We start from the raw sequence: 22391 nt of genomic DNA, 5'->3' as shown, positions 1-22391 counted from the left end.
CACCAACTTTAGGCTAAAATCGGTTTAGCGTAGTAATTATTTAATCCACATCGTTTTATGAACGAACAGTACGTTTAAGTGACCAATAAATGAAATTAACCAAAAAAATAGCGCTTATTGTTTTTGTTCTTGTGGTAATTGGTGCCATCGTTTTTTATATGCAATACCGTCAAGTTCTTGATTATGCAAAACATCCTACTAATTTAGTTCAGGATAAAATTTTTACAGTTCCTGCGGGTACGGGTAGAGTGGCGTTAGAAAACTTATTGGTTAAAGAGCAATTAATTGATGAAAATCATAATTTTCAATTACTTCTAAAGTTGCGTCCTGAATTAGCTCAATTTAAAGCGGGAACGTATCGCTTACAGCCGAATATGACGATTGAAGAGTTATTATTATTGATAGCGAGCGGCAAAGAAGCTCAATTTAGTATCCGCTTTATCGAGGGTAATCGACTTTCTGATTGGAGTAACATTTTACGTGACGCCCCTTACATGGAACATAAAACGCAGGATGCTACGCCAACCGAGCTATATAGCATGCTGGATTTTAAAGAAGGGGATAATTTAGAAGGCTGGTTATATCCAGATACCTATTTGTATACAGCCGGAACCAGCGATGTAGAGATTTTAAAACGCGCCTATAAACGTATGAAAACCACTTTAGATGAAGAGTGGAAAGGTCGTGATAAAGATTTACCGTATAAAAATGCCTATGAAATGCTAATTATGGCATCAATTATTGAGAAAGAAACGGGCGTAGAAAACGAAAGGTCACAAGTTGCCTCTGTATTCGTGAATCGTTTAAAGAAAAATATGCGCTTACAAACTGACCCGACAGTCATCTATGGGTTAGGGGATAAGTATCGTGGTAAAATTTATCGTAGTGATTTGGATAACCATACCCCATACAATACATATAAAATTGATGGGTTACCGCCAACACCGATAGCCATGCCGGGATTAGCATCAATCAAAGCTGCCGCTCATCCTGCAAAAACAGATTACTTATATTTTGTCGCCGATGGTACTGGTGGACATACATTTAGTCGCAATCTTAATGACCATAATCGGGCTGTTAAGGTTTACCGACAAATTGAACAACAAAATTGATAAGCGAAATGAAAAACCAATTTATTGTCATTGAAGGGTTAGAAGGGGCAGGAAAGACAACAGCGATAAATACCGTTGTTGAAACACTGAAACTTGCGGGCATTAACGAGATGGTCTTTACTCGTGAGCCAGGCGGAACTCCGTTAGCAGAAAAGCTCCGTGAGCTGATTAAGCAAGGCATTGAAGGGGACAAAGTCACCGACAAAGCTGAGTTATTGATGCTATATGCAGCACGAGTACAGCTCGTTGATACAGTGATCAAACCTGCTTTAGCCGCAGGGAAATGGGTGATTGGTGATAGACATGACTTGTCCTCTCAAGCCTATCAAGGTGGCGGCCGTGAAATAGATCGTCATTTAATGGCATCTTTACGAAATTTGGTATTGGGTGATTTTAAGCCATCACTAACATTGTATCTGGATTTACCGCCAGAATTAGGCTTACAGCGTGCCCGTTCTCGTGGCGAATTAGACCGTATTGAGAAGGAATCGTTAGCATTCTTTGAGCGTACTCGTCATCGTTATCTGGAACTAGCTGCCGCTGACGATACCATTTTAACCATCGATGCTAGCCAGGATATCGAGCAAGTACAAACTGATATTCGCCGTACTTTGCTGGAATGGTTGGGGAAATAAGGCTACTAACATGAATTGGTACCCATGGCTGAATGATGCATATCGTCAATTAATTGGTGCATACCAAGCTGGACGCGGACACCATGCATTACTCATACACTCAATTGCGGGAAATGGAGCCGATGCACTCAGTTATGGTATGAGTCGTTGGCTGATTTGTCAGAATAAAGATGGGCTGAAAAGCTGCGGCGAGTGTCACAGCTGTCGCTTGATGCTTGCTGGAACGCATCCTGACTACCATGTGTTAGATGTGGAAAAAGGTAAGTCAACAATCAGTATTGATGCGGTACGTAAGTTAACTGAAACCTTAAGTGGTCATGCTCAGCAAAATGGAGCTAAAGTCGTCGCTATACCTAATGGGCAAGCACTGACTGATGCGGCGGCGAATGCATTGTTAAAGACATTGGAAGAGCCATCAAAACAAACATATTTTTTACTGGGTTGTGAAAAGCCAGAGAATCTGTTGGCTACCTTAAGAAGTCGCTGTTTAACTTATTTCTTATCCGCACCAGCACAAGAAATCGCGTTATACTGGCTACAAAAACAGATGCCAGAAGTCAATGTTGATGATGCTGTGACAGCACTAAAGTTAAGCCAAGGTGCGCCAATTGCTGCATTACAGCTTCTTGAACCGCAACATTGGCAAAAACGCACGTTATTGTGCAACGAATTGGAACAAAGTCTGCGCACCAAAGATTTTTTGCGCCTGTTACCCGCACTGAACACAGATAATGCGCCAGAATGCATTAGTTGGCTGCTAGGCGTGTTATCGGATAGCATCAAAATTCAGCAAAAAGCGAGTCAATTTTGTGTTAACCAAGACCAAATTGGGCGAGTCACTTTGTTAGCAACGACGATGAGCAGTTCTCAGTTACTTGATTTATATGGTAAGTGGCAAGATTGTCGTCATCAATTACTGACTGTACCCGCACTCAATCAGGAGCTGATCCTGAGTAATCAGTTATTACAGTGGGAAGCGCTATTCGCTTCGCCTTCAAGATAAAAAGAGTAAACTATGTTTGTTGTTGATTCACACTGCCATCTCGACTGTTTAGATTATGAAAAATTACACACTAGCGTCGATGATGTTATCGCTAAGGCATCTGCACGGGATGTCGGTTTTATGTTGGCTGTGGCAACCACATTGCCCGGTTTTGAAACCATGAAACAACTTATTGGTAAACGGGACAATGTCGCGTTTTCTTGTGGTATTCATCCACTTAATCTGGATGAAGGTTACGATTTTGACAAACTTGCTCAGCTTGCAGCAGGAAACGAAGTTGTCGCTCTCGGTGAAACGGGTTTGGATTACTACTATCAGCAAGAAAATGCCTTATTGCAGCAAGAATCTTTTCGTCAACATATTCGCATTGGACGTCAAGTGAATAAGCCTGTGATTGTGCATACTCGCTCGGCTCGTGAAGATACGTTAGCGATTTTACGTGAAGAAAAAGTCAGTGAATGTGGCGGCGTTTTGCATTGTTTTACTGAAGATAAGCAGACTGCTACTGAGTTGCTAGACTTAGGAATGTATATCTCATTTTCCGGTATTGTGACGTTTCGAAATGCAGAACAAATCCGTGAAGCTGCTAAAATTGTTCCATTAGACCGGATTCTTGTCGAGACAGATTCACCTTATTTAGCTCCCGTTCCTCACCGTGGAAAAGAGAATCAACCTGCTTATGTTCGTGATGTTGTTGAGTATATGGCGGTTCTTAAAGGTATTAGTGTGGAACAGATGGCTGAAATAACCACGCAGAATTTTAACCATTTATTCCACCTGCATACAGGTCAATAAAATAAATAACTATTGAATTATTAAGGAATTTGTAATGGCAGAAGAAACTATTTTTAGCAAAATTATTCGACGTGAAATTCCTGCGGATATCGTTTATCAGGACGAACTCGTTACCGCTTTTCGTGATATAGCTCCTCAAGCACCGACACATATTTTGATTATCCCGAACAAACTCATTCCAACGGTGAATGATGTGACAGTTGAAGATGAACTTGTTTTGGGGCGATTGATTACCGCGGCAGCAAAAATTGCTAAGCAAGAAGGGATTGCTGAAGACGGTTACCGTTTGATCATGAATTGTAATGCGCATTCTGGACAAGAAGTATTTCACATCCATATGCATTTAGTCGGCGGGCATCATTTAGGTCCTTTACTGGCGAAATAATATAAAAATGAAGCGTGCTGAGGGAACTCTAAAATATATTGCTACTCTGGGCTTACTAATGATACTGCTCAGTGGTTGTGCGTGGAATAAAAATACGGGGCTGGCTTTTAATGAAAAGCAGCGTATTGTCACGGAACCATCATTACTTGCAGCTGGTGTGATAGTCGAAAATCCAGTTATTAAAGTGGGTAATGTCACGGCAACTGCGACGATTAATATGAGCAATATTGATTCTAAACCTGTGACGGTGTTATACCGTATCTATTGGTATGATGAGCAAGGACTTAGGGTTGATTCATCAAAAAGTGAGCCACAGGTTATACCGGCAAATTCGTCGGTGATGGTGAAAGAAGTGAGTACATCACCTCAGGCTCGTAACGCACGTATTTATGTTTTCTTACCTTCAAAGGCTGGAGAATTACAATGAAAAGGATCTTATTGGTCGCTGCGGCAGCATTCGTCTTAGCGGGCTGTCCTTCTGTTCCTCAGGGACCAACAACGAAACCACCTATTGTTCCGGTTCAACCAGATACCCAACATCCCGATGAACCACCGGTCGTGACACCGCCACCAACAGATACCGTTCCGATGCCACCAAAACAGCAAACGGTGGATTGGAGTAGCTCGTTACAACCATTAGTCAACCAGATGGTTGCAGACGATGGTGTTGTTAGCGGTAAAGTATTACTGGTGGATTCCGTCAAAAATAACACTAACGGAAATTTGCCAACCCAAGCGATAACTACAGAATTGACTAAGGTAGTGAGTAATACCAATAAATTTAAAGTGGTTTCGCCTAACGTGGTGAATGCTGCGCGAAGAACATTAGGCTTATCTCAAGATGATAGTCTGGTGACTCGTAGCAAAGCTATTGGCTTAGGTCGTTATGTTCAAGCCGAATATGTGATTTACAGTGTGATTTCCGGCTCAACTAAAGACCGTAGTATTGAAATGCAATTAATGGAAGTACAAAGCGGTGAAATTGTGTGGTCTGGAAAACACGGTATTGAACAGTAGTTCATCACTGCACTCGTTATTGCGTCAACACTTCCCAGATATTTCATCGAATACTTGGGAAGTGTCTTCACTGGAAGGATTATCTGGTGGAAGCTACTTAGTGAGAAGTTCACAGATAAATTATCCACTAAAATTGATTGCCCGTGCTGATGGGGTAACTCAGTCTGCTTTATATGTTAACCGCCGTAAAGAAGCTCGCATATTGAATCAACTGCATGATTTTACATATTCTCCTGGTGTTATTGGACTAAATCACCACTGGTTATTACTTGAATGGTGTGAGGGAGAACATCCTGATACCGAATCATTTCTCTCTCCTCGCTTACAGTGTCAGTTGGCTTATATTCTTGCTAAGTTACACAGTCATTCTTTACTGGGTTATCGGCTACCATTACGTAATGAGATCCTTCATTATGGTTATTCAATTGATAATAAACGATTATCTCCGCGTTGGAAAAAACTGCATCACTATTTCTCAACTGTGCCATTACCGAGAATACTGAAATTAGCCCCAGCGCATATGGATATTCATCGCGGTAATATACTGTGCCAGCAAGGTCACATAGCGAAGCTACTTGATTGGGAATATGCTGCAAATACGGATATTGCGTTTTCACTAGAAACCTATTTTCAATTTAATAGTCTTACTGATGGACAAAAAGATTTTTTCCTGACGCAGTATTGCGATATTCATGGAGCATACAGGGATAAAATAAAGCTCGCTGATCACTGTAAACAATGGGAACCATGGGTAAAATATATGACATTAATGTGGTATGAAGTGCAATGGAAACAGCGTCAGGAACCACAGTTTTTAATCGACTCCTCACCATTACGGCACTATTTTAGTCTGTAGGCTGAGGTGAAAATATCATTTAGCAAAATCAAATTTATATATAGCTAATTAAGTGAGGCATGTAATGGGTCCGATAATGCTGGATGTCCAGGGCTATGAACTGGATAACGAAGAGCGCGAAATTTTGGCTCATCCACTCGTGGGCGGGTTAATTTTATTTACCCGTAACTTCCATGATGCGCAGCAGTTAAGGGAATTAGTGCGTCAAATTCGTGATGCATCGAGACATCGTTTATTAGTTGCAGTCGATCAGGAGGGTGGGCGCGTTCAACGTTTTCGTGATGGTTTTACGGCATTGCCATCAGCACAAGCCTTTGCTGCTTTGAACAATCAAATGGATGGTGCAAAATTGGCCCAGGAAGCGGGTTGGTTAATGGCATCAGAAATGATTGCGATGGATATCGATATCAGCTTTGCACCTGTATTGGATTTGGGACATGAAAGTATCGCAATTGGTGAACGTTCATTCCATGCTGATCCTGAAATTGCCATGGTGATGGCAGAGCGCTTTATTCGCGGTATGCACAGCGCAGGGATGAAAACGACAGGTAAACATTTTCCGGGGCACGGCGCAGTAAAAGCCGATTCTCACAAGGAAACACCTCGCGACGACCGTTCACTAGAACAAATTCGTGGCAAGGATATGTCTATTTTTAAAGACTTTATCCAACGTGAGTTATTGGACGCTATCATGCCAGCTCACGTCATTTATAGCCAAGCAGATGAGCGCCCAGCAAGCGGCTCGCCATTCTGGCTAAAATCTGTATTACGTGAGCAATTAGGCTTCAATGGTGTCATTTTCTCTGATGACTTGTCTATGGAAGGGGCTGCTATTATGGGCAGTTATCCAGAGCGCGCTAAAGCATCTCTAAATGCCGGTTGTGATATGATTTTGGTCTGTAATAATCGTGAAGGAGCTATCAGTGTTCTCGATAATCTACCGAAACAGAATGATAGCCGAGCTTCTCAGTTATACCATAGTGGACGTCAATACAGTCTGAAAGAGCTACAATCTGTTGATCGTTGGAAACAGAGTCACCAAGAATTAGTAAATTTGCATGAAAAATGGCAACAACAGCGTAACGGATAGTTAAAGTCAATGTTATAGATAGCCAGTAAGATATTATCCTTACTGGCTATTTTTTTACTAAAATTAAGATGAATAAGTTACGGGTAACGACTGAATGATTAAATAAATTTGGTCTCACAATTATTTTATCTATTAGATTAAAAAGACTTAATTTTTTCATTAAATAGTTGGTGATTTTATTATCCTAATGCTAAATGAAATACCTTTATCTAGGAATATTTCCTAGATTGTCTTTTTAGATGCAATATAAAATCATGTACTAGAGCTAAAATTTATTAAAACATAGGTGATTAGACCAGTATTTAATTTATGGATATCTATATGTAAATACATTTAAGTTAAAGAAATTAAATGACCTAATGGGTTAGCAATATTAATTCAATTGCTGATTTTATTTAACTTTAATCTTGTGCTGATTAAGTTTTCTAGACTGAATAAAATAGCAAAATGGTAGTTAAAATAGAGTCACTCCTTACTTTAATATAAAAGCCTTCATGGTGATTAATGTCACATTGAATGAATCGTAGTTTGCAATAGATATGGCTTGTTGTGACATTGATCGTATTAATTGACGTAAAATTACGTTAGCATGCGTTTTATCATCAAAAATAGTGAGTTACGCTCTATTGGAGTGCGGTTAAATATTGTTCAAATATAATTAATCCACTATCAAGATTTAATTTTCATTTAGTTTAGAGTGTATATTTATTTTGATGTGCGAATTAAATAAGGTTTCGTGTTTTAGTGTGTTTTTTCAATGAAAAATAACGAATAGAGAGCGTTTTATTAAATAAGATAATAAATAAAAAATAGTATTTCCATTAAAGCTAAATTCAATTGTTCTTAAAAAGATCGCAAGGTGTTTTATCGCCCATTAAATACAGGGTATGGGTGTTTTTTATTCTAATAATCACAGTTAGGTTTAATTCAATGAAAGTAAAAAATATTGCTTTAATATTACTTCCGTCTTGCCTTTTCACTTTTGGTGCTCATGCAAACAATTGGGAAAATATTTTCAAAGAAAATTCATTCGTTGCTGACTCTGAGTTAGAGCTTTCTACTCGAAATATGTGGAAATACTTAAAGTCAGAGAATCGTTTCGATGCCAATGAACAACGTTATAGAAAACAAGTTGCACAAGCATGGGGTCAAAATATTCAGTTAGATTACCAATCTGGCTATTTTGCAGACTTTATTGGTTTTGATGCTTCCTATTATGGCGCAATTAAATTAGCGGCGAGTAAAGACTTTGCTTCCCGCGCAATCTTATATAACGATGATGGCGAAGCAAAAGGATATAACAAAATCGGGCAGCGCTATGCCAAATTTAAATTTGATTTTGAACCTGTGAATGTTAAGGGTAAAGCTGGCTGGTTTACCCTGAAAAATACGGGTATTTTTACCAACTCACAGCGTTTATCGTTGAACGCCTATAACGGTTATTACACGAATACCGCACTGAGTGATTGGAATTTAGATTTACTGTATCTCGACGGTAAAGTGATGCGTCGTGATAGCCCAAATATCGATAGAATGTATTTCCGTGATGGAAATGGAGTGACTCACGATATTAATCATGTTGTTACTGGGGGAATTAACTACGACACCAAACCGTTAAAAGTCGCCTATTTTATTGGTCAAGCAGATGATGTTTTCCGCCAACAAGGTTTAGAAGTTAAATATAAACTAAACTCAGATATTACATTGTCCTCCCAAATTTATGGTCATGAATACGGTAGTGATGGTAAGCGCACTTCAAACAGCACTAAACGAGGTAAACAGAACTTTGATAAACGTGCATGGCACTATGCCGGTGAAGTGCAATGGAAAGTTCCTGAAACGCCGTGGACGCTAACAACCGGTCTCACGCATACAACCGCACATAAAACGGATGGTGTAGGGCAATTTGCTCGTAACCCAATCGGTAATACGCGTGGACGCTTTAATTCCCCAGCTTATGCAGATATCGACTACGTTCGTGATGGTGAAACGATGTTGGAGCTAAAAGCAGAATACAAGGTGAATTCAGCGCTCTCAGTCGGTGCAAACAGCAATTACAGTGAATTCTCTTATTCTGGTGAAAGATTGAGACAGGGTCAGGTTGGCTTATTTAGTTACTGGAAACCGACCGAAAATCTATCTGTTTCATTGAGTGGCGGCATGGGATGGCACCATCAGCAAGAGTCTGATAACTCAACACCAAAACTTTATGACGGTGAATCACGTCGCGCACACTCATTGTCTGGCTCTATGACGACAACTTACCGCTTTAAAATGTAATCAAGGGTAACGATAAATGAAACATAATATAAGTTTAATTACGCTGTTGGTTTCAGGGGCTTTATTAGCAGGTTGTACATCAAAGCAAAATGAAACGGTCAGTATTCAAGTTATTGGTATTAACGATTTCCATGGTGCATTACAAGCGCCAGGAGATGGTAAATTAGGTGGTATTGAGTCTATTGCTACACTGGTTAAGCAATTAAAATCTGAAAATAACAACACAATTGTCGTCGGTGCTGGCGATTTAGTGGGGGCTAGCCCGTTACTTTCCTCTATGTTTTATGACGAACCGACGATCGAAGCTCTCAGTGCTATTGGGTTAGAAACCAGTGCTGTGGGTAACCATGAGTTTGATAAAGGCAAAACCGAGCTACTGAGAAAGCAAAATGGTGGCTGCCATCCAACAGCGGGATGTGTTGGTAAAGAATCATTCTTGGGTGCTGATTTTAACTACTTAGCAGCAAACGTGATTGTTGAAGAAACGGGTGAAACATTATTCCCGCCATATTATGTGAAGCAATTCGACGGTGTTCCAATCGCATTTATTGGGTTGACGCTTGAGGGAACTCCCGCGATTGTGACACCAAGTGGCACCGCAGGCTTAGCATTCAAAAATGAAGCTGAAACTATTAACCAGCAAGTTAAGCTATTAAAAGCACAAGGTATTCATAGTATTGGGGTTTTAATCCATGAAGGGGCAACCCAACAAGTCGACACGAAAGTTAAGGATATTAATCGTTGTGACAATATCCAAGGCCCGATTGTAGATATTGTAAAACAGTTAGATGCGGATGTTGATTTTGTGGTCAGTGGGCACACTCATCAAGCTTATAATTGCAGCATTAATGGCAAAACTGTGATTTCGGCTCAATCTAACGGGACATTACTTTCTCAATTAAATATCGAGGTCAATAAGAAGACTAAAGATATTGTGAGCATTAAAGCCAAGAATATCCCCGTTGAAACCAAGGTTTATGCGAAAGATCCTAAGCTGACAAGTTTTATTCAAAACTATGAACGCATTTCAAAACCTATCGCTGAGCAGGTTATGGGAACATTGAATGCACCTGCGGATAAAAAATTAAGTGATGCGGGTGATTCCGTATTAGGTAAAATTATTGCAGATGCTCAACTATATGTAGCGTCAAGTAAAGAGGCGGGTGACGCGCAAATCGCATTTATGAACAGTGGTGGGATCCGCGCTGATTTAAAAGCGGGTGAGCTAACTTATGGTGATATTTTTACGGTTCAACCATTTTCCAACGTTGTTGTTACGCAAACTTTGACGGGCGCACAAATTAAGCAGGCATTAGAACAACAGTGGGACAGAGCGCGTCCTCAAATTATGCCAGTATCCAAAGGCTTTTATTATGAGTGGGATGATAGCCGTACAGTAGGTGACAAAGTTATACCTGGTTCTATGAAATTTAATGGTCAGCCGGTAGATATGAATAAAGCTTACCGGGTCGCGGCAAATGAGTTTCTTGCGACTGGAGGCAGCCGTTTTTCTGCCTTTAAACAAGGAAAAGATCGCGTCTATAGCTTACCTGATAATGAAGCCTTGATGACTTACTTTAAAGATAACTCTCCCATTAAATTACCGACGGATATACGTATCAAAAAAGTGAATTAACTTATTTAAAATATCTCCCGTTTTCAAGCCTGAAAATATTTGTATTTTCAGGCTTTTTTTATTTTTAAGCCAAATAAGGCTGACTCGATTCTTTTTTTTCAAAAAATGATTTGACGATTGTGATCGTTGTCATAATAATCAACTAAATTGACTTGCATCAATATTTGGTATGACCAAATGACCATGCATGATATTCTTCTGCCAGTTTTAATATAAATGATTGGTAATCAGTGTTATTTAAGTTTTTTGTTATTAGAAATCTTAAATAACATTAATATATTTTGACTCGAGGGGCATATGACCTTAACTCAACCTAAAATCGTTGTTGTTGGTGGTGGTGCTGGCGGTTTAGAACTGGCAACGCGCTTAGGGCGCAAGCTGGGACGTAAAAAACGTGCTGAAATCACCCTTATTGACCGCAATCCAAGCCATCTGTGGAAACCCTTACTCCACGAAGTTGCAACAGGATCATTGGATGATGGTGTCGATGCAATAAGTTATTTAGCACATGCTCGCCATAACGCGTTTAATTTTCAGTTAGGCTCACTAACCAATATAGACCGCGAAAATAAAAAAGTTATTTTGGGGGAGTTGCGCGATAAAAATGGCGAGCTGTTAGTGCCTCTACGTGAGATTGATTACGACATTTTAGTCATGGCTTTGGGAAGTACGTCAAATGACTTTGGTACCCCAGGAGTTAAAGAGAATTGCATCTTTTTAGATAGCCCAACACAAGCTCACCGTTTTCATGATGAAATGTTGAATCTATTCCTGCGTTATTCTGTACGTGATAACGCCGAAGAGAAAGTGAACATTGCTATTGTAGGCGGTGGTGCAACGGGTGTTGAATTATCTGCAGAGCTATATAACGCGGTTGAACAGCTGACAAGTTATGGATTTAAAGGCTTAGATACAGACGCACTTAACGTGACATTAGTGGAAGCCGGGGAGCGTATTCTACCTGCATTACCGCCACGAATTTCAGGTGCTGCACACCAAGAACTGAATAAGTTAGGTGTTAAAGTATTAACGAAAACTATGGTCACGAGTGCCGATGCTGATGGATTAAATACCAAGGACGATGGCAAAATCTATGCGGATCTAATGGTATGGGCGGCCGGTATTAAAGCACCTGATTTTATGAAAGATATTGCTGGGCTAGAGACTAACCGTATCAACCAACTAGTCGTTAAGCCGACACTACAAACGAGCCTTGATGACACGATTTTTGCAATTGGTGACTGTGCCTCTTGTGCAAAACCAGAAGGGGGTTTTGTGCCACCAAGAGCGCAATCCGCTCATCAAATGGCGAGTTTATGTTATGACAATATCATTGCATTAATGAAAGATAAGCCGCTTAAAAATTATATTTATAAAGATCACGGTTCACTAGTTTCTCTTTCTCGTTTTAGTACTGTCGGCAGCTTAATGGGGAACTTAGTACGTGGAAATATGATGGTGGAAGGACGTATTGCTCGTTTTGTCTATATTTCACTCTACCGAATGCATCAGATAGCTCTACATGGCTATGTGAAAACAGGGCTGATGATGTTGGTAGGAAGTATTAACCGTATTATTCGTCCGAAACTTAAGCTACATTAATCCACAACGATTATTGTTCATCGTTATCGATGATAAATAAACCCTCTATTATTTATTCGATAATAGAGGGTTATTCATATTATTAACCCAATTAATAACAATGAATTAAATAGATTAGTGACATTGATTAATTAAATAGAGGTGATAAAACAGTCTAATTATCGTCATTGATTTTGGTTAAGTATGTTTTAATATTTAAAATTACCTATAAATAATCATTTCTAATACATAGATATACTCACTAGTGAGTAGGGTTAGTGTTTTGTGTTATATAACCTGATGTAAAATATATATTTTTCATAATAGATTAAAAAATAAATAGTTATTATTTACGGTATTAAATATGAAACGATGTAAGAGTTTAAAAATATATTTACCGAGGACTAAGAAAAGTCTAAAAAAAACTATTTTCAATAGGTAAATATCGTAGAACCTTAGCGATAGGTTACAATGATTTTATTCGTTCATTTAAATGTTAAGGGCAAGCTATGAAGCTAAAAATAAAGTTGTTATTAGCCACATTTCTTATTGTTTGCCTGACTATTCTTATTTATTTTTCTTTTTTTTATCACGCCAATGCCCCTAAACTTGCCACTGTATTATCGACAGAGCCGATAAAATCTAGCCGTCTTATTGAGCATGAAAATTGCTCAGTGACAGGGATCCTAGGCTCGTTTAGTCAAGAATCTTTATCTCGTTATCATCCAGCGCAACGAGAATGTAGAACCATTTTAATTATCCAGTCTTTACAGAGTAAAACATTACCTTTAAGGATGGAAAACCAACAAAAAACCTGCGTAATAACAAATAGTATTGAGCAAGTTATTGTGAGTTATGACGTGGTTTATCAAATAGGGAATTCAGTCGGTAAAGTGAGAATGCCATACAAACCAAATATGTTTATTCCATTAAATGAGGATGGGCGTTTAGATTTAAGTATGGCGAGTCGAGCTGTGTGTGAAAGTGTTCGTAGTGGAAGCAAAGATTTAATGCCATTTTACTGCTTACATCCAGATGAATTACCTTTATCGACCCAGCAGAATGATGTTCTTGAAGTACAAAAAAGCCAAAATACTTTTGGGCTATTTCAGTAATTCTAGAATAGAAAAGGCTATCAATTTAATGTGATAGCCTTTTTCGCACCGGCTTAGATATTTATGATGGTAATTGATGCTCTTCGAAATCAGAGATTAGCTGCTTAATAAATTCTAAGCGCCCAGCTCTATCTGCCAGATCATGGAAAAATTTCAGTCTAACGGGACCGTCTAGCCGGAAGGTTTTTGGCTGATTTTGCAGTAAGCTAATCAAGAAACTTGGGTCGACCTTATTTTTCTCACCAAATTCGACAAACCCGCCTTTTTCATGAGCTTCGATACGTTTGACTCCCAGTTTTTGGGCTTGTAATCGGATCCCCGCAGTGGCTAATAAAAATTTACCAGCATCAGGTAACATGCCAAAGCGGTCAATCAACTCAATGCGAAGTTCATCCAGTTCCTGTTGGTCTTTAGCGCTAGCAATACGCTTATAGAAAGAAAGTCGAATATTAACATCATGAATATAGTCATCCGGTAAAAGTACCGGCATACGTAATTCAATTTCAGTTTGCTGGCTGGTGAGATCTTCAAGAGAAGGCTCTCGACCTTCTTTCAATGCATCAACAGCACTTTCGAGCAGTTCCATATATAGCGTAAAACCAATCGTGGTCATTTGACCGCTTTGATCATCACCGAGTAGCTCGCCAGCCCCGCGGATCTCAAGATCATGGGTCGCAAGAGCAAAGCCAGCGCCTAAATCCTCAAGGGATGAAATAGCTTCCAATCGTTTTTGAGCGTCCGTCGTCATGGCTTTTGGATGTGGAGTTAACAAATACGCATAAGCTTGATGATGAGAACGACCTACGCGTCCACGCAGTTGGTGTAACTGGGCTAAACCAAAATGGTCGGCACGTTCAATAATGATGGTATTGGCCGTTGGAATATCGATACCGGTTTCAATAATTGTGGTGCAAATTAATACATTGAAACGCTGATGATGAAAATCGGTCATAACGCGTTCTAATTCTCGTTCACGCATCTGACCGTGACCAACCACAAAGCGCGCTTCAGGGACCAAGGCTTCAAGTCGAGCTTTGGCTTTTTCAATATTTTCGACGTCGTTATATAGATAATAAACCTGACCACCGCGTAAAGTTTCCCGCAGGATTGCTTCGCGAACGATTAAATCATCATATTGACGAACAAAGGTTTTTACGGCTAATCGGCGAGCGGGTGGAGTTGCTATGATCGAGAGGTCGCGCATTCCACTCATGGCCATATTTAAGGTTCGAGGGATAGGCGTTGCGGTAAGCGTTAAAATATCCACATCGGCGCGCATGGCTTTAATGCGCTCTTTATGGCGCACACCAAATCGATGCTCTTCATCAACGACCAGTAATCCAAGGTCTTTCCAGTGGATATCATTTTGCAATAATTTATGGGTGCCAATCAGAATGTCCACTTTGCCTTCTGCGGTATCACTAATAATTTGCTGCTGCTCTTTCGCGGTTCTAAAGCGGGATAACATTTCAATTCGTACGGGCCAATTTGCAAATCGGTCACGGAAATTATCAAAATGTTGCTGAGCTAATAGGGTCGTTGGCACCAGTACGGCGACTTGCTTATTATTACTGATGGCTAAAAATGCTGCGCGCATGGCGACTTCTGTTTTACCAAAGCCCACATCACCACACACTAAACGATCCATCGCAATAGGTTGGCACATGTCACTCAAGACGGCATTGATTGCCATCTCTTGGTCAGCAGTGGTTTCAAATGGGAACCCGTGGCAAAATTCTTGATATTGCTGCTTATCGTGTTTAAACGCAAAGCCTGCTTTGGCAGCGCGCTGAGCGTAAATATCCAAGAGTTCAGCCGCCACATCACGGACTCGCTCCGCCGCTTTTTGGCGAGCGCGTCCCCAGCTATCGCTACCCAATTTATGCAAGGGTGCATTCTCATCAGCGCCACCTGCGTAGCGGCTGATCAAATGTAATGAAGAGACAGGCACATACAGCTTGTCATTCCCAGCATAGGTAAGGATTAAATATTCGGCTTGGATACCGCCAGCCTCTAGAGTTGTCAAACCTTGATAGCGGCCGACACCATGCTCAATATGCACCACGGGTTGGCCAGGGCGTAACTCTGCAAGGTTGCGGATCAGAGTATCGGTGTTAATCGTTCGACGGGTGTCACTACGGCGGCGGGCAACACGTTCACCCAGCAAATCACTTTCACAAATAAGGGCGCGATGGCTTTCAGTTTGAATAAATCCATGCTCAGCAGCCCCGATGGTAATGGCAAAGCGGCTTTCTGTCGGAGATGTGTAATGGGGAATAATCTCTGGACGAATTTTTAAGCGCGCTAGCAGCTCGCTAACCGTTTCTCGGCGACCTTCACTTTCTACAGAAAAAACAATCGTACCATCGAACTGTTCCGTAAACTGGCGTAATTTTTCTAGCGGTGTTTTACTCTGACCTTGGGTACTAATGTCCGGTAGTGGTTGGTAATCTAAATTGGTATTTGCCGCTTTCTTCGGTAATGAATCAATGGAAAGTTGAATCCGTGGCCAGTTTTTTAAATGTTGATTCAGTTGTTCGACGGTTAACCACAGTTCTTCAGGAGGAAGTAGCGGGCGCATTGGGTCAACACCACGGCTCTCATAACGTTGTTTGGCATCTTGCTGAAAACGCTCGGCTGGTTCTTGTAGGTTTTGTGAAACAAACAAGGTATTTGCAGGTAAATAGTCAAACAAAGAAGGCAATGGCTCAGCAAAAAATAGTGGCTGCCAATACTCAATACCACTGGGTAAAGTCTGTTTACTCACTTGCTGATAAATATGCTCAGGATCACGGCGTACTTCAAAACGTTCCCGCCATTGACTGCGAAAACGTTCAATCGCGTCTTTATCTGTTGGGAATTCGTGAGCTGGCAGTAAATTAATTTCAGGAACTTCTTCTAAGGTTCGTTGGGTATCTACATCAAAGGTACGTAAACTATCGATTTCGTCGTCAAAAAAATCAATGCGGAACGGTAAGTCACTGCCCATAGGAAAGAGGTCGAGGAGTGCGCCACGAATAGCATATTCACCATGTTCAAGGACCTGTTCAACATGACGATAGCCCGCCTTATCCAGTTCTTCTCGTAAATTGTCTCGGGACAGTTTATCCCCTTTCGCCATCACCAATGCATGCCCAGTAAGAAAATCGGGTGGACACACTTTTTGCATCAGCGTATTAACAGGGAGGATCAGCGCCCCTTTTTGCATAGTAGGCAAGCGATACAATGTCGATAAGCGATGAGAAATAATTTCTTGATGTGGTGAAAAATTATCGTAGGGGAGAGTTTCCCAATCTGATAAGGCTTCAATAGGATGTTGAGTGAACTGGTGGAGTTCATCACGAACGCGTAGTGCATTTTGCATATCGCGAGTAACAATAACAACCGGTCCTTGGTGGCGTTCAATCATTTCCGCACATTCGAGGGGACCTGCGGCACCAACTAAACAACCTAAATGGCGGACATCACCAGCACGGCTTGGGAGTTCATAACGAAATTTTGACGACATAGAAATATTCAGCTTCTCATATCTAACTAGCTAATTAATGATTAGTTAGGCAATTAAAAATCAAGTAAACAACCCACAGAATTCATTGAATAGTCTGAAAGTGATCTAAACAAATTGTATCAGTAATAAAAAAAACCACAAAAGCGTGGTTGGGTGGTTCCATTCATCTATCGTACCCTTTATTATCCCTGAACACTTCGCTTTGGCAACAGGGACATTACGTTTTGATGCACCAATCTGTCTCACTATTTATAGGTCTACGTTATATGCGTGGACGGGCTGTCGATAAGTTTGGTCGTTTTGTATCAAGCTTGTCGGCAATAGGCATCACTCTAGGGGTTGCCGCACTCATTACTGTAACTTCTGTAATGAACGGTTTTGAACGTTCATTACAAGATAGCATACTCGCTTATATGCCACAGGCTATATTGACATCAAGTGCGGGAAATATCGACCCAAAACAATACCCGATCACCGATTTACAGCATTTACAGGGGGTGAAGAAAATCGAACCCATTGTGCAATCGGACGTGGTATTACAAAGTCGCACCAATGTTGGTGTTGGGGTAATGGCTGGGATCAATTCCGATGAATCATCGCTATTACTCGATAAATTAATTAGTGGAGACCGTAATGACCTGATTGACGGGCGCTATAACGTCTTTCTCGGTAAGCGTCTTGCGGAAACGTTAGGCGTTAAGCGCGGAGAAGACATCCGCCTTATCATTCCAGGTGTTAGCCAATTAACCCCAATGGGGCGCATTCCTAGCCAACGTTTATTTACGGTTGCGGGTATTTTCCAAACTAATGGTGAAGCCGATACTAGCGAATTGATCGTTGCTCAAGCTGATGCTGCACGCATGCTTCGTTATCCTGCGGGCAATATTACAGGCTGGCGTTTATATCTTGATGAACCACTGAAAGTAGATGTATTGAGTGAACAGATATTGCCAAAGGGATTAATTTGGACCGACTGGCGGGAACGTAAAGGCGAATTTTTCCAAGCCGTTAGGATGGAAAAAAATATGATGGGATTATTACTTAGTCTAATTATTGCTGTCGCAGCATTTAACATTATTACGTCCTTATCTTTGTTGGTGATGGAAAAACAAGGGGAAGTGGCAATCCTGAAAACCTTAGGACTCAAACGTAGCAAAATATTGGCTATTTTTATGATCCAAGGAGCGGGGGCTGGAATTGTTGGAACGCTAATTGGCACAATTATAGGAACGATCCTTTCCAGTCAATTGAACGTCCTGATGCCGCTAATTGGGCTATTACCAAAAGGTGTTGAATTACCGATTGTGCTCGACTATTCGGGTATTTTAATTATTGCGCTTTGCGCAATGCTGATTTCATTGCTAGCGACGCTTTATCCTTCTTGGCGTGCGGCTGCGGTTCAACCTGCTGAGGCTTTACGATATGAATAATCAACCACTTCTGATCTGTGAAAATTTAAGTAAGGTGTACCAAGAAGGGACATTGTCGACAGAAGTGTTAAAGAATGTCAGCTTTACGATGAGCGAAGGGGAAACCATGGCTATCGTCGGTAGCTCAGGTTCAGGTAAAAGTACTTTGCTGCATTTACTCGGTGGCTTAGATACGCCATCTCAAGGTAATGTTATTTTCCGTGGTCAGCATATTAATCAGTTGTCTTCTGATGCACGTGCCGCTATTCGTAATAAAGATTTAGGGTTTATTTATCAATTTCACCATTTACTGCCAGATTTTACGGCACTTGAAAATGTGGCGATGCCACTATTAATTGGTGGTATGGCAAAAGCCCCCGCGTTTGAAAAAGCCACTGAAATGCTAAAAGCAGTGGGATTAGATCATCGCGCGAATCACCGCCCATCGGAATTATCAGGTGGTGAACGACAGAGAGTGGCGATTGCCAGAGCGTTGGTCAATGACCCTGCATTAGTGCTGGCGGATGAACCAACGGGTAACTTGGATTTACGTAATGCAGACGCCATTTTTGAGTTGTTAGGCGAATTAAATCGTAAACAACGCACGGCATTTTTAGTGGTCACCCATGATATGAAACTAGCAAGCCGCTTATCGCGTCGCTTAGAAATGCGAGATGGTCATTTGCAACAGGAAATTACGTTGGGGGCGATGTAATGATCAAAATGCCCCTGACGCTATTAGCGGCATTGCGTTTTAGCCGAGGACGCCGTCGTACTGGCATGGTGTCGTTGGTTTCTATCGTATCTACACTGGGGATCGTTCTTGGGGTAGCGGTACTCATTATTGGTCTTAGTGCCATGAATGGTTTTGAGCGTGAGCTAAACAATCGCGTGCTTTCAGTGGTCCCTCATGGGCAAATTTATGCGGTTGAAGCACCTTATAATGATTGGGAATATGCACAGAAAATTATCCGCAATACACCGGGAGTTCAAGCGGTTAGCCCTTACGTTAATTTTACTGGGTTATTAGAACGCGGCGTTAACCTCAAAGCAATTCAAATCATGGGCGTTTCTCGCGAAACTGAATCCCAAGTCAGTGCATTGCCGCAATTTATTTTAAATGATGCATGGCAGCATTTTGAAGCGGGTAAACAATCGATTATTTTAGGGCAAGGCGTTGCAAATTCTCTGAATGTGAAGGAAGGGGATTGGGTAACGATTATGATCCCCAATACTGACGCCAGCATGAAAATCCAACAACCTAAACGTATTCGCGTGCAGGTGACGGGGATTTTCCGCTTAAGTGGTTTGCTTGATCACCAATTGGCATTGATCCCACTGGCGGATGCACAAGAATATTTGGGCTATGGGGAAGGTATCAGTGGCTTTGAAATTAAAGCGACCGACCCATTTGAAGCTGACAAAGTTGTGTACGATGCTGGGCTAAAAACGATGCACCACGTGGTAGTCAAAAGCTGGATTGGTGATTATGGCTACATGTACAACGATATTCAAATGGTGCGCAGCATTATGTATTTGGCCATGATTTTGGTCATTGGTGTTGCCTGTTTTAATATTGTCTCGACATTGGTGATGGCGGTAAAAGATAAAAGTAGCGATATCGCGGTGCTCAGGACATTAGGCGCAAAAGATAAACAGATCCGCGCCATTTTCTTATGGTATGGGTTGTTGGGTGGATTGGTCGGCTCTTTGATAGGCGTTGTATTGGGCGTCTTGGTCTCTCTGAACCTTACGACGTTGATCAAAGGATTAGAAATACTGGTTGGGCATCCTATCTTATCTGGCGATGTCTATTTTATTGATTTTTTACCTTCAGAGTTGCATGTGATGGATGTGGTTTACGTATTAATCACTACGATTATCCTAAGCTTGTTAGCCAGTTGGTATCCAGCTAGGCGAGCCAGTAAATTAGATCCAGCTCGTATTCTAAGCGGCCAATAATATCGGTGAGAGTCAGTTTTTACTGGCTCTCATTTTTTAGCATCTTAAAATCGAATCAAGGGAGATCGACTCCGCGATATGGCGATGCCCGGCTTTATTGAGGTGAAGGTGGTCGCCGGAATTATAGATTGATTTCAGTTGATGAGAATTTTCCGCATCACAGACGAGTTGGTCACTATCAATTAACGCATCGAATTCCCCACTGGATCGTATCCATTGGTTTACCGTTTGCCGAATAGCGTCCTTTTCAGATGAATAGAAGTTTTCCAATCCATATTCCTCTTCACATCGTAGAGGAACAAGGGTCACACCGATAACATGAAGACCTTTCTTATGCGCCATCTTAAGTAATTGCTGATATCCATTAATCAACATGTTGGCGGATGGAATGATATCCGTAGGCGCAAGAGCGGTTTCAGCGAGTCCTAGATCATTTAAACCTACTTGTACAATACACGTGGTGATGCCGGGTTGGTCGATGACATCCTGTGTAAAGCGAGATAATGTGCTAATACCAATACCATCTTTTAGTAAGCGAGAACCGGATTGCCCAGCATTAACTACCGCTGCCGATTTTGAGATTATCCGCTCAGCGAGAAAATCAATCCAGCGCGCATAAGTCCCCATTTCAACCCCATTACCATCCACCATTGAATCACCAATGACGACCACTGTTTGGCTTGGAACGTTAGGCTGAATGTCGACACTCTCTAGTAGCAGGCGAGAACTTATCAACAAACTGTTTTTATCTGCCTCTTCCCGAGTTCGATTGCCTGATTCCAACTGGGAATAGTGGCGCGCATCCCAGTGGAATGTTTTTAAATGGACTAGCGTGGGTAAATAGGTTCGAAGTTCTATTTCGGATAATGCAGGAACTGATTGTATAACTTCATCACTATAGATGGTTTGTCCTGTGGGAATTACGGTTTCGCATTGACCATCAAATGTAATAGGCATAATCCATTGCTCCCCTGATGGGGCTTTCAACACAAAATGACTTTCTCCCAAAGTTAAGGGTTGTGTCCCATAACGATTAGAAAACTTAAAACGTAACTTTTGCCCGCCTAAACTAATCCGTAAAGTTTGACGCACTGTTTGATTACACAGCGATGAGGGAATTTCTACAGGAAGTGGAAAAGCTTCACCATATGTGGGTTGTGATGTTGCAAGCCATGTACAAACCCATGGATTATGGGGAAATGAATCTAAAACGGGCATGATGTATATTTCCCTAAAATTAATGGATATTTGATGGTGAGGTTAGCGTATTAAACGCGTTCATAGCGGTATGCACCATGCTAAGTAGATTGTCTTTACTTACGCCGTCGCGTGCCTGAATAGAGATGCCATGAAATAGGGTTGCTATATAGTTACCAAGCGCCAGAGCATCGGTATCTTTGGGTAAATCGCCGACATTCATTCCCTCTTTTATGCGTTGAATAATGGATGTCGTCCGTGCTTGTCGATAGCTCGCTAGCCAAGACATAATGCTTTCATTTTCACGGGCATAGTTGGTCAGTGATAGCACGACCATGCAACCATGGGGCCTATCTTGCTGCGTATAAGTTTCAACTGCTTGAGTTAATAACTTTTCAATTGCGAATCGAGTATCGGCTTCTTGTAGAGCATCGTCAGCAAAAGCACCTTCTTGGCTAAGATAAAGTGCAATAGCTTCACGGAAAAGGTTTTCTTTTGAACCGAATGCAGCATAAATACGCGCAGAAGCAATGCCGAGTGCCGCCACTAAATCAGACATCGATGTGCCTTCATAGCCCCGTTGCCAGAATACAAACTTTGCTTTATTTAACGCTGCTGCCCGATCGAACTCTCGTGGTCTTCCTGCCATAAATAATTTTCCTCTTAGTGATGACTGAATTCATCGTAGCATTTCTTTGTGGATTAACAAAGAATAATTATTTATCGATTGACAAAGAATGTTAAAGCCATCTAACCTATTCATTGTTGATCGACAAAGAATTAATTTTCACATAATCCCAATAGATTCTC

At 41.1% G+C, this 22391-nt stretch carries 19 protein-coding genes; 16 read left to right on the top strand and 3 right to left on the bottom strand.

Annotated features, from left to right (window positions below):
* The first annotated feature begins 89 nt into the window (after positions 1 to 89).
* The 13 genes from mltG (at position 90) to umoD (ending at position 13505) form a co-directional block, all read left to right on the top strand.
* Positions 90 to 1112, top strand: coding sequence for an endolytic transglycosylase MltG (gene mltG / locus EL244_RS10400; RefSeq protein WP_115164436.1), 1023 nt, complete (start codon positions 90 to 92; stop codon positions 1110 to 1112).
* 8 nt (positions 1113 to 1120) lie between these two features.
* Entirely contained in the window at positions 1121 to 1747 is a 627-nt protein-coding gene (gene tmk, locus EL244_RS10395) for a dTMP kinase (protein WP_006815420.1), read from the top strand.
* A gap of 10 nt (positions 1748 to 1757) precedes the next feature.
* Positions 1758 to 2750: a DNA polymerase III subunit delta' gene (holB, locus tag EL244_RS10390; protein WP_126460770.1), complete on the top strand. Its 993-nt coding sequence runs from the start codon at positions 1758 to 1760 to the stop codon at positions 2748 to 2750.
* Positions 2751 to 2762: 12 nt separating this feature from the next.
* Entirely contained in the window at positions 2763 to 3545 is a 783-nt protein-coding gene (locus EL244_RS10385) for a metal-dependent hydrolase (RefSeq protein ID WP_126460767.1), read from the top strand.
* Between the two features lie 34 nt (positions 3546 to 3579).
* Complete coding sequence (gene hinT, locus EL244_RS10380) at positions 3580 to 3930, top strand: purine nucleoside phosphoramidase (protein ID WP_006815417.1); 351 nt, start codon at positions 3580 to 3582, stop codon at positions 3928 to 3930.
* Positions 3931 to 3988: 58 nt separating this feature from the next.
* Positions 3989 to 4357: a YcfL family putative periplasmic lipoprotein gene (locus EL244_RS10375; protein ID WP_230083600.1), complete on the top strand. Its 369-nt coding sequence runs from the start codon at positions 3989 to 3991 to the stop codon at positions 4355 to 4357.
* Positions 4354 to 4947, top strand: a complete 594-nt coding sequence (gene lpoB, locus EL244_RS10370) for a penicillin-binding protein activator LpoB (RefSeq protein ID WP_126460761.1) — start codon at positions 4354 to 4356, stop codon at positions 4945 to 4947. The genes EL244_RS10375 and lpoB overlap by 4 nt, the downstream gene beginning before the upstream one ends.
* A complete protein-coding gene (locus EL244_RS10365) occupies positions 4937 to 5803 on the top strand; it encodes a phosphotransferase (protein WP_126460758.1) in 867 nt (288 codons plus the stop codon). The genes lpoB and EL244_RS10365 overlap by 11 nt, the downstream gene beginning before the upstream one ends.
* 64 nt (positions 5804 to 5867) lie before the next feature.
* Positions 5868 to 6893 carry a beta-N-acetylhexosaminidase gene (nagZ, locus tag EL244_RS10360; RefSeq protein WP_006815412.1) on the top strand — a complete coding sequence of 342 codons (1026 nt, stop codon included), beginning with the start codon at positions 5868 to 5870 and terminating at the stop codon, positions 6891 to 6893.
* Positions 6894 to 7823: 930 nt separating this feature from the next.
* Positions 7824 to 9173: an OprD family outer membrane porin gene (locus EL244_RS10355; protein WP_126460757.1), complete on the top strand. Its 1350-nt coding sequence runs from the start codon at positions 7824 to 7826 to the stop codon at positions 9171 to 9173.
* Positions 9174 to 9189: 16 nt separating this feature from the next.
* Positions 9190 to 10809 carry a bifunctional metallophosphatase/5'-nucleotidase gene (locus tag EL244_RS10350; protein WP_126460754.1) on the top strand — a complete coding sequence of 540 codons (1620 nt, stop codon included), beginning with the start codon at positions 9190 to 9192 and terminating at the stop codon, positions 10807 to 10809.
* 297 nt (positions 10810 to 11106) lie between these two features.
* On the top strand, positions 11107 to 12411 hold the full coding sequence (locus tag EL244_RS10345; RefSeq protein ID WP_126460751.1) for an NAD(P)/FAD-dependent oxidoreductase: 1305 nt from the start codon (positions 11107 to 11109) through the stop codon (positions 12409 to 12411).
* Between the two features lie 488 nt (positions 12412 to 12899).
* Positions 12900 to 13505, top strand: a complete 606-nt coding sequence (umoD, locus tag EL244_RS10340; protein ID WP_126460748.1) for a UmoD family flagellar biogenesis regulator — start codon at positions 12900 to 12902, stop codon at positions 13503 to 13505.
* Between the two features lie 61 nt (positions 13506 to 13566).
* On the opposite strand, the gene mfd is transcribed toward umoD, so the two are convergent.
* On the bottom strand, positions 13567 to 17013 hold the full coding sequence (gene mfd, locus EL244_RS10335; RefSeq protein ID WP_126460746.1) for a transcription-repair coupling factor: 3447 nt from the start codon (positions 17011 to 17013) through the stop codon (positions 13567 to 13569).
* Between the two features lie 227 nt (positions 17014 to 17240).
* Between mfd and lolC the strand changes: the two genes are divergently transcribed.
* Genes lolC through lolE form a run of 3 tightly spaced genes read left to right on the top strand, consistent with a single transcriptional unit; the run spans position 17241 to position 20384 of the window.
* Complete coding sequence (gene lolC / locus EL244_RS10330; RefSeq protein ID WP_039855287.1) at positions 17241 to 18443, top strand: lipoprotein-releasing ABC transporter permease subunit LolC; 1203 nt, start codon at positions 17241 to 17243, stop codon at positions 18441 to 18443.
* Positions 18436 to 19137: a lipoprotein-releasing ABC transporter ATP-binding protein LolD gene (gene lolD, locus EL244_RS10325; protein WP_006815404.1), complete on the top strand. Its 702-nt coding sequence runs from the start codon at positions 18436 to 18438 to the stop codon at positions 19135 to 19137. Before lolC ends, lolD begins: the two co-directional genes overlap by 8 nt.
* Positions 19138 to 19139: 2 nt before the next feature.
* Entirely contained in the window at positions 19140 to 20384 is a 1245-nt protein-coding gene (gene lolE, locus EL244_RS10320) for a lipoprotein-releasing ABC transporter permease subunit LolE (protein WP_197721690.1), read from the top strand.
* Between the two features lie 36 nt (positions 20385 to 20420).
* On the opposite strand, the gene EL244_RS10315 is transcribed toward lolE, so the two are convergent.
* Together EL244_RS10315 and EL244_RS10310 are read right to left on the bottom strand one after the other, a co-directional pair.
* Positions 20421 to 21602: an SGNH/GDSL hydrolase family protein gene (locus EL244_RS10315; protein ID WP_126460740.1), complete on the bottom strand. Its 1182-nt coding sequence runs from the start codon at positions 21600 to 21602 to the stop codon at positions 20421 to 20423.
* 19 nt (positions 21603 to 21621) lie between these two features.
* Positions 21622 to 22230, bottom strand: a complete 609-nt coding sequence (locus tag EL244_RS10310) for a TetR/AcrR family transcriptional regulator (RefSeq protein ID WP_126460737.1) — start codon at positions 22228 to 22230, stop codon at positions 21622 to 21624.
* Positions 22231 to 22391: the final 161 nt, after the last annotated feature.

Source organism: Providencia rustigianii, from assembly GCF_900637755.1.
GTDB lineage: Bacteria > Pseudomonadota > Gammaproteobacteria > Enterobacterales > Enterobacteriaceae > Providencia > Providencia rustigianii.
Note: the sequence above shows the minus strand (reverse complement) of the source record. Positions and strands in the feature narration are given on the sequence as shown.